Raw genomic sequence first — 6,606 nt, 5'->3', positions numbered from 1 at the left:
AAGCCATATATGGGTAATACACTTCAATCACACAAACCTCAAGCACCACAACACAAGACACGCCGCTCAACTACGAAGACCGGAAACTCCCGCTAGTGGTCGGCCAGATTCACGCTCAGCGCAGGCCCGTTCCGCGGGCCAGCGCCGTATCGATCATGGTCGTCAACAGGGTCGGGTAGTCCACACCGCTGGCCGCCCACATCCTCGGGAACATCGAGATCGTGGTGAAACCCGGCATGGTATTGATCTCGTTGATCACCGGGCCGTCGTCGGTGAGGAAGAAGTCGACGCGGGCCAGTCCCTGGCAGTCGATGGCCCGGAACGCCCGGATCGCCAATTCGCGCACGGTGTCGGCGATGTCGTCGTCGACCTTCGCGGGCACGTCCAATTCGGCTGCGTCGTCGAGGTATTTGGTCGCGAAGTCGTAGAACCCGTCCTCGCGACCCCGCACCCCGGCCACCCGGATCTCCCCGAGCATGCTGGCCTGCACGGTGCCGCCGGGCATTTCGAGCACGCCGCACTCCAACTCCCGGCCGTTGACCGCCGCCTCGATGATCACCTTCGGGTCGTGTCGGCGGGCGGCGGTGACGGCGGCGGGCAGCTCGTCCCAGCGCGACACCCGGCTGACACCGATCGAGGACCCGCCGCGGGCGGGCTTGACGAAGACCGGCAGGCCCAGCCACTCGCGCTCCTCGGACCCCAAGGTCGAGCGCGACGGGCGCAGCACCACGTGCGCGCCGACGGGCAGCCCCTCGGCGGTCAGCAGCTTCTTCGTGAACTCCTTGTCCATGCCGGCCGCACTGGCCAACACCCCGGCGCCCACGTAGGGCAGACCGGCGAGTTCGAGCAGCCCCTGGATGGTGCCGTCCTCGCCGTAGGGGCCGTGCAGCACCGGAAACACCACGTCGACCGCGCCGAGGACAGGGGCCGGCGCGGCACCGGCGCCCGTGGACAGCGACACCAGGCGGCCCCCGCGCCGCGGATCCGCCGGCAGGGCCAGCTCGGTGCCCGATTCGGTCGTCACCTCCGGCAGGCGGCGTCCGGTGATCGCCCACGCATCGGGGTCACCGTCGGTGAGCACCCAGGAGCCTTCGGGGGTGATGCCGATCGCGACCACGTCGAACCGCCGCCGGTCGAGGTTGCGCAGGATGCTGCCCGCCGACACACAGGAGATGGCGTGCTCGTTGCTGCGGCCGCCGAAGACGACCGCAACGCGCACGCGGCCACCGGGTGGCGGGGCTGCCGGCCGGTCCGAGGAATCCACAATAGGGAGAGGCTACCGGCTGAGCGGCTCTCGGGTCGCCCTCACTCGGGCTTGGTGCGGCGGCCCAGCAGCAGGGCCATCGCGTCGTCCACCGACAGTCCCTTGTGGCAGACCCGGTGCACGGCGTCGGTGAGCGGCATCTCGACGTCGTAACTGGACGCCAGCGCCAGCACCGACTCGCAGGACGTCACCCCCTCGACGACGTGGTCCCCCACGCCGGCCTGCAGCGCCGACTGCACGGTGGCGCCCCGGCCCAGGCGTTCGCCGAACGCGCGGTTACGCGAGTACCGCGACGTACACGTGGCAACCAGATCGCCGACGCCGGCCAGCCCGGCCAGCGTCGCGCCTTTGGCCCCCAGCGCGATCCCCAGCCGCATGATTTCGGCGAGGCCCCGGGTGACGATCGCGGCCGCGGTGTTCTCGCCCAGCCCGACGCCGACCGCCATCCCGCAGGCGAGCGCGATGACGTTCTTGCAGGCGCCGCCGATCTCGGTGCCGATGACGTCGCTGTTGGTGTAGGGGCGCAAGTACGCGCTGTTGAGCATGCGCTGCAGGGCGACCGCGCGACCGGAGTCGCTGCAGGCGACCACGGTGGCCGCGGGCTGGCCCGCGGCGATCTCGCCGGCCAGGTTCGGCCCGGAGATCACCGCGACGTGCGCCGGATCGACGCCGGTCGCCGCGACGACGACCTGGCTCATCCGCATCAAGGTGCCCAACTCGATGCCCTTGGCCAGACTGACCAGGGTCGCACCGTTGCCCAGCAGCGGCCCCCACTGCTCGAGATTGGCCCGCATCGTCTGGGCGGGCACCCCCAGCAGCACCGTCGACGCGCCCGCCAGCGCCTCCTGCGCATCGGCGGTGGCGCGGATGCCCGGCGGGAGCAACGTGGCGGGCAGATAGTCCTCGTTGCGCCGGGTGGCGTTGATCTGCTCGGCGATGGCGGCCCGCCGGGCCCACAGCGTGACCTTCGCGTCCGGCCCTCCGGCGTCGACGAGAACCTTCGCCAGCGCTGTGCCCCACGCGCCGGCGCCCATCACCGCAATGCCGCCCTCACCCCCGGTAGCGGTCATCGGCCACCCCTGTCTGTCATCGCTGTCTGTCATCGCTGCCTGCCATCGCTGCCTGTCATCGCGACCACCCGTGTTCGCCGGGCCATCACCCGGCGCTCCACAGTAACCAAGCGGCGATTCCGGGCGGGTCGGGGCGAACTGGGCGTCCTGGCAGGATGACCTCATGATCGGCATCGAGGGCGACGACGGCGCCGACGTCGCTGTGATCATCGCCGTCAAGCGATTGGCCGCAGCCAAGACCAGGCTGGCCCCCGTGTTGTCGGCAGCTACCCGCGAGAAGGTGGTGCTGGCGATGCTCGTCGACACCCTGACGGCCGCGGCGGCAGTGCCGGCGCTGGGTTCGATCACTGTCGTCACGCCCGATGAGGTGGCCGCGGCCGCCGCAGCCGGGCTCGGCGCCGACGTGCTGGCCGACCCGACACCCGCGGTCCACGCGGACCCACTGAACAACGCGATCATCGCCGCCGAACGATCGGTGGCCGAGAAGTTCGCAAATATCATTGTGCTGCAGGGAGACCTGCCCGCACTGCAGACCCGCGAACTCGCCGAGGCGATAGCCGCGGCACGCCAGCACCGCCGCAGCTTCGTCGCGGACCGGCTGGCGACGGGAACCTCCGCGCTGAGCGCGTTCGGGACTCCGCTCGATCCGCGGTTCGGCCCCGATTCGTCGGCGCGGCATCGTTGTTCGGGCGCGATCGAGCTGACGGGCGCGTGGCCCGGCCTGCGCTGCGACGTGGACACCCCCGCCGACCTGACGGCCGCCCGGCGCCTCGGGGTCGGGGCGGCGACCGCCCGGGCCCTCGCGCAGCACTGAGGCCGGCCGGCGTCGCGGAGAAGCCGTCCCAGGGGTGAACTTCACACCAACGGGCGATGGATGCCCGTCTCACGGTGGCAGCACACGGGGCTGATGAGCAATGATCACATCGTGACCGAAACCGAACCCCGTCCCGACAAGAGCGTATGGCATGCGGGCGACTCCGCGGTGGCGGCACCACCCGCAACAACCCAGGCGCCGACCACCGGGCTGCCGGAAGACCGTTACCTCAACCGGGAACTCAGTTGGCTGGACTTCAATGCACGCGTTCTCGCGCTGGCGGCCGACAGTTCGCTGCCCCTGCTGGAGCGGGCCAAGTTCCTGGCCATTTTCGCCTCCAACCTCGACGAGTTCTACATGGTGCGGGTCGCCGGTCTCAAACGCCGCGACGAGATGGGGCTGTCGGTCCGCTCCGCCGACGGGCTGACGCCGCGCGAGCAACTGGCCGTCATCGGCGAGCAGACCCAGAAGATCGCCAGCCAGCACGCACGGGTTTTCCTCGATTCGGTGCGACCGGCGCTTGCCGCGGAAGGCATCCACATCGTCACGTGGACCGATCTGGATCAGGCTGAACGCGAACGGTTGTCAACCTATTTCACCGAGCAGGTCTTCCCCGTTCTGACGCCGCTGGCCGTCGATCCCGCTCACCCGTTCCCGTTCGTCAGCGGGCTGAGCCTGAACCTGGCGGTCAGCGTGCGGCAACCCGAGGACGGCAGCCAGCACTTCGCCCGGGTGAAGGTGCCCAACAACGTCGACCGCTTCGTCGAACTCGACAGCCGCGACGGCGGGATCGACGGACCGGACGTCATCCGTTACCTGCCGATGGAGGAACTGATCGCCGTCTTCCTTCCGGACCTCTTCCCGGGCATGGAGATCGTCGAACAGCACGCTTTCCGCATCACCCGCAATGCCGACATGGAGGTCGAGGAAGACCGCGACGAGGACTTGTTGCAGGCGATGGAGCGGGAATTGGCGCGCAGGCGCTTCGGCACGCCGGTGCGCCTGGAGATCGCCGACGACATGACCGAGAGCATGCTCGAATTGCTGCTGCGCGAACTCGACGTGCATCCCGGTGACGTCATCGAGGTGCCCGGCCTGCTGGATCTGTCGTCGCTGTGGCAGATCTACGGGCTGGACCGGCCGGGACTCAAAGATGCGGCGTTCGTCCCGGACACGCATCCCGCGTTCGCCGACCGGGAAACGCCCAAGAGCATCTTCTCGACGCTGCGCGAAGGCGACGTGCTGGTGCACCACCCCTACGACTCTTTCTCCACCAGCGTGCAGCGCTTCATCGAGCAGGCCGCCGCCGACCCCAACGTCCTGGCGATCAAACAGACGCTGTACCGCACATCGGGTGATTCGCCCATCGTCCGCGCGCTGATCGAGGCCGCCGAGGCCGGCAAGCAAGCCGTGGCCCTGGTCGAGCTCAAGGCGCGTTTCGACGAACAGGCCAACATCCGCTGGGCCCGCGAACTCGAACAGGCGGGCGTGCACGTGGTGTACGGGCTCCTCGGACTCAAGACGCACTGCAAGACCTGCCTGGTGGTGCGGCGCGAGGGTTCGGCGATCAGGCGGTATTGCCATATCGGGACGGGCAACTACAACAGCAAGACGGCACGGTTGTACGAGGACATCGGTCTGCTGACGGCGGCCCCCGAGATCGGCGCGGACCTGACCGACTTGTTCAACTCGCTGACCGGCTATTCGCGCAAACTGACCTACCGCAATCTTTTGGTGGCTCCGCACGGAATTCGCGCCGGCATCATCGAACGCGTCGACCGCGAAATCGCCGCTCACTCCGAGCGTGGTGGCGGGCGGATCCGGATGAAGATGAACGCGCTGGTCGACGAGCAGGTCATCGACGCGCTCTACCGGGCGTCGCAGGCCGGGGTCCGGGTCGAGGTCGTGGTACGCGGCATCTGCGCTCTGCGCCCCGGTGTGGAGGGCTTCTCCGAGAACATCGTGGTCCGTTCGATCCTCGGCCGCTTCCTCGAACATTCGCGGATCATCCATTTCCGCGGCATCAACGAATTCTGGATCGGCAGTGCCGACATGATGCACCGCAACCTCGACCGGCGCGTCGAGGTGCTGGCTCAGGTCAAGGATCCCAAGCTGACACTGCAACTGGACGACCTGTTCGAGTCCGCGCTGGACCCGGCCACCCGCTGCTGGGAGCTGGGCGCCGACGGCCAGTGGACGGCGATGCCCCACGACGGCCACACCGTGCGCGACCACCAGGAATCGCTGATGGAGCGGCACCGGAGCTCCTGAGGGGATGTGGTAGCTTTCCCCGTCACGCCCGGACGCCGACAACCCTGGCCGAATTGACCTGCAGGAGAGAAGTTGCCGATCCAGAAACCGCCCGCCGCTCGGCGCTCGGGGACCCGGATCATCTACGCCGCGGGCGCGGTGCTGTGGCGGCCGGGTGCGGCCGGTCCGGCCACCACGGACGTCGAGATCGCCGTGATCCACCGCCCCCGCTACGACGACTGGTCGCTTCCCAAAGGCAAAGTCGACGCCGGTGAGACGGCACCGGTCGCCGCGGTGAGGGAGGTGCGCGAGGAGACCGGTCACCACGCCATTCTCGGCAGGCAGCTCACCACGGTGAGCTACCCCATCGCCCGGGGCGCCAAAAAGGTGCGTTACTGGGCGGCACGCAGCACCGGCGGCCAGTTCGCGCCGGGAAAAGAGGTCGACAAGCTGATCTGGCTGCCGGTGATCGACGCGATGGGCAGGATGACCTACCCGCATGATCGAAAAGTGTTGCGCCGCTTCGCCAAGAAGCCGGCAGACACGCACACCGTGCTTGTGGTCCGGCACGGCACCGCGGGCAGCAAATCACGGTTCTCCGGCGATGACGCCCTGCGGCCGCTGGACAAGCGGGGCCGGGCACAGGCTGAGGCGCTGGTTCCGCAGCTGATGGCCTTCGGGGCCACCGGGGTGTACGCGGCCGACCGGGTGCGCTGCCGGCAGACGGTGGAACCACTTGCCGCCGAACTCGGTGTGCCGGTACACAACGAGATGACCCTGACCGAGGAGTCCTACGCGCAGGACCCGGGTCGCGGCCGGGAGCGCTCCCTGCAGATCGCCGCACAACCGGGCACACCGGTCATCTGCACCCAGGGCAAGGTGATTCCCGATCTGATCGCCTGGTGGTGCCGACGCGACGGGCTGCGCCCCGCCAAGTCGCGCAACAACAAGGGGAGCACCTGGGTGCTGTCGCTGTCGGACGGGCGGCTCACGGCTGCCGACCACGTCGGCGGCGCGCTGGCCGCCGACGTGCGCGCCTGACAGTCGAATGCCCTTCGGGGGCAATGGCTGCCCCCGAAGGGCTTCTGCTCGGGACTTCCTACCTGCGGCCGCGCCGCGACGTTGCCGCCGCCTTCTTGGCCGGAGCCTTGGTCACGGCCTTCTTCGCCGGAGCCTTGGTCACGGCCTTCTTCGCCGGAGCCTTGGTC

Annotated in this window: 5 protein-coding genes; 3 read left to right on the top strand and 2 right to left on the bottom strand. The window is 69.0% G+C overall.

The window, feature by feature from the left end:
* Positions 1-115: 115 nt before the first annotated feature.
* Together ACOJVU_RS09975 and ACOJVU_RS09970 are read right to left on the bottom strand one after the other, a co-directional pair.
* Complete coding sequence (locus ACOJVU_RS09975; RefSeq protein WP_421529626.1) at positions 116-1,264, bottom strand: D-alanine--D-alanine ligase family protein; 1,149 nt, start codon at positions 1,262-1,264, stop codon at positions 116-118.
* A 41-nt stretch (positions 1,265-1,305) separates the two neighbouring features.
* The gene (locus ACOJVU_RS09970; protein WP_421529625.1) at positions 1,306-2,334 is read right to left on the bottom strand and encodes an NAD(P)H-dependent glycerol-3-phosphate dehydrogenase; all 1,029 of its coding nucleotides are present in this window, start codon (positions 2,332-2,334) and stop codon (positions 1,306-1,308) included.
* Between the two features lie 163 nt (positions 2,335-2,497).
* Here ACOJVU_RS09970 and cofC point away from each other — a divergent pair, with 163 nt between their 5' ends.
* From cofC to ACOJVU_RS09955, 3 genes are all read left to right on the top strand, one after another.
* Entirely contained in the window at positions 2,498-3,148 is a 651-nt protein-coding gene (gene cofC, locus ACOJVU_RS09965) for a 2-phospho-L-lactate guanylyltransferase (protein ID WP_421529624.1), read from the top strand.
* 90 nt (positions 3,149-3,238) lie between these two features.
* On the top strand, positions 3,239-5,419 hold the full coding sequence (locus ACOJVU_RS09960) for an RNA degradosome polyphosphate kinase (protein WP_421529627.1): 2,181 nt from the start codon (positions 3,239-3,241) through the stop codon (positions 5,417-5,419).
* A gap of 72 nt (positions 5,420-5,491) precedes the next feature.
* Positions 5,492-6,439, top strand: coding sequence for an NUDIX hydrolase (locus tag ACOJVU_RS09955; protein ID WP_421529623.1), 948 nt, complete (start codon positions 5,492-5,494; stop codon positions 6,437-6,439).
* Positions 6,440-6,606: the final 167 nt, after the last annotated feature.

The sequence above is a fragment of the Mycobacterium sp. THU-M104 genome, from assembly GCF_049197365.1.
GTDB lineage: Bacteria > Actinomycetota > Actinomycetes > Mycobacteriales > Mycobacteriaceae > Mycobacterium.
This window is presented reverse-complemented; position numbering and strand designations above follow the sequence as displayed.

Excerpts from the sequence above, each read along its gene's own strand:
- ACOJVU_RS09970 (WP_421529625.1), bottom strand. The coding sequence starts at position 2,334 with ATGACCGCTACCGGGGGTGAGGGCGGCATTGCGGTGATGGGCGCCGGC.
- cofC (WP_421529624.1), top strand. The coding sequence starts at position 2,498 with ATGATCGGCATCGAGGGCGACGACGGCGCCGACGTCGCTGTGATCATC.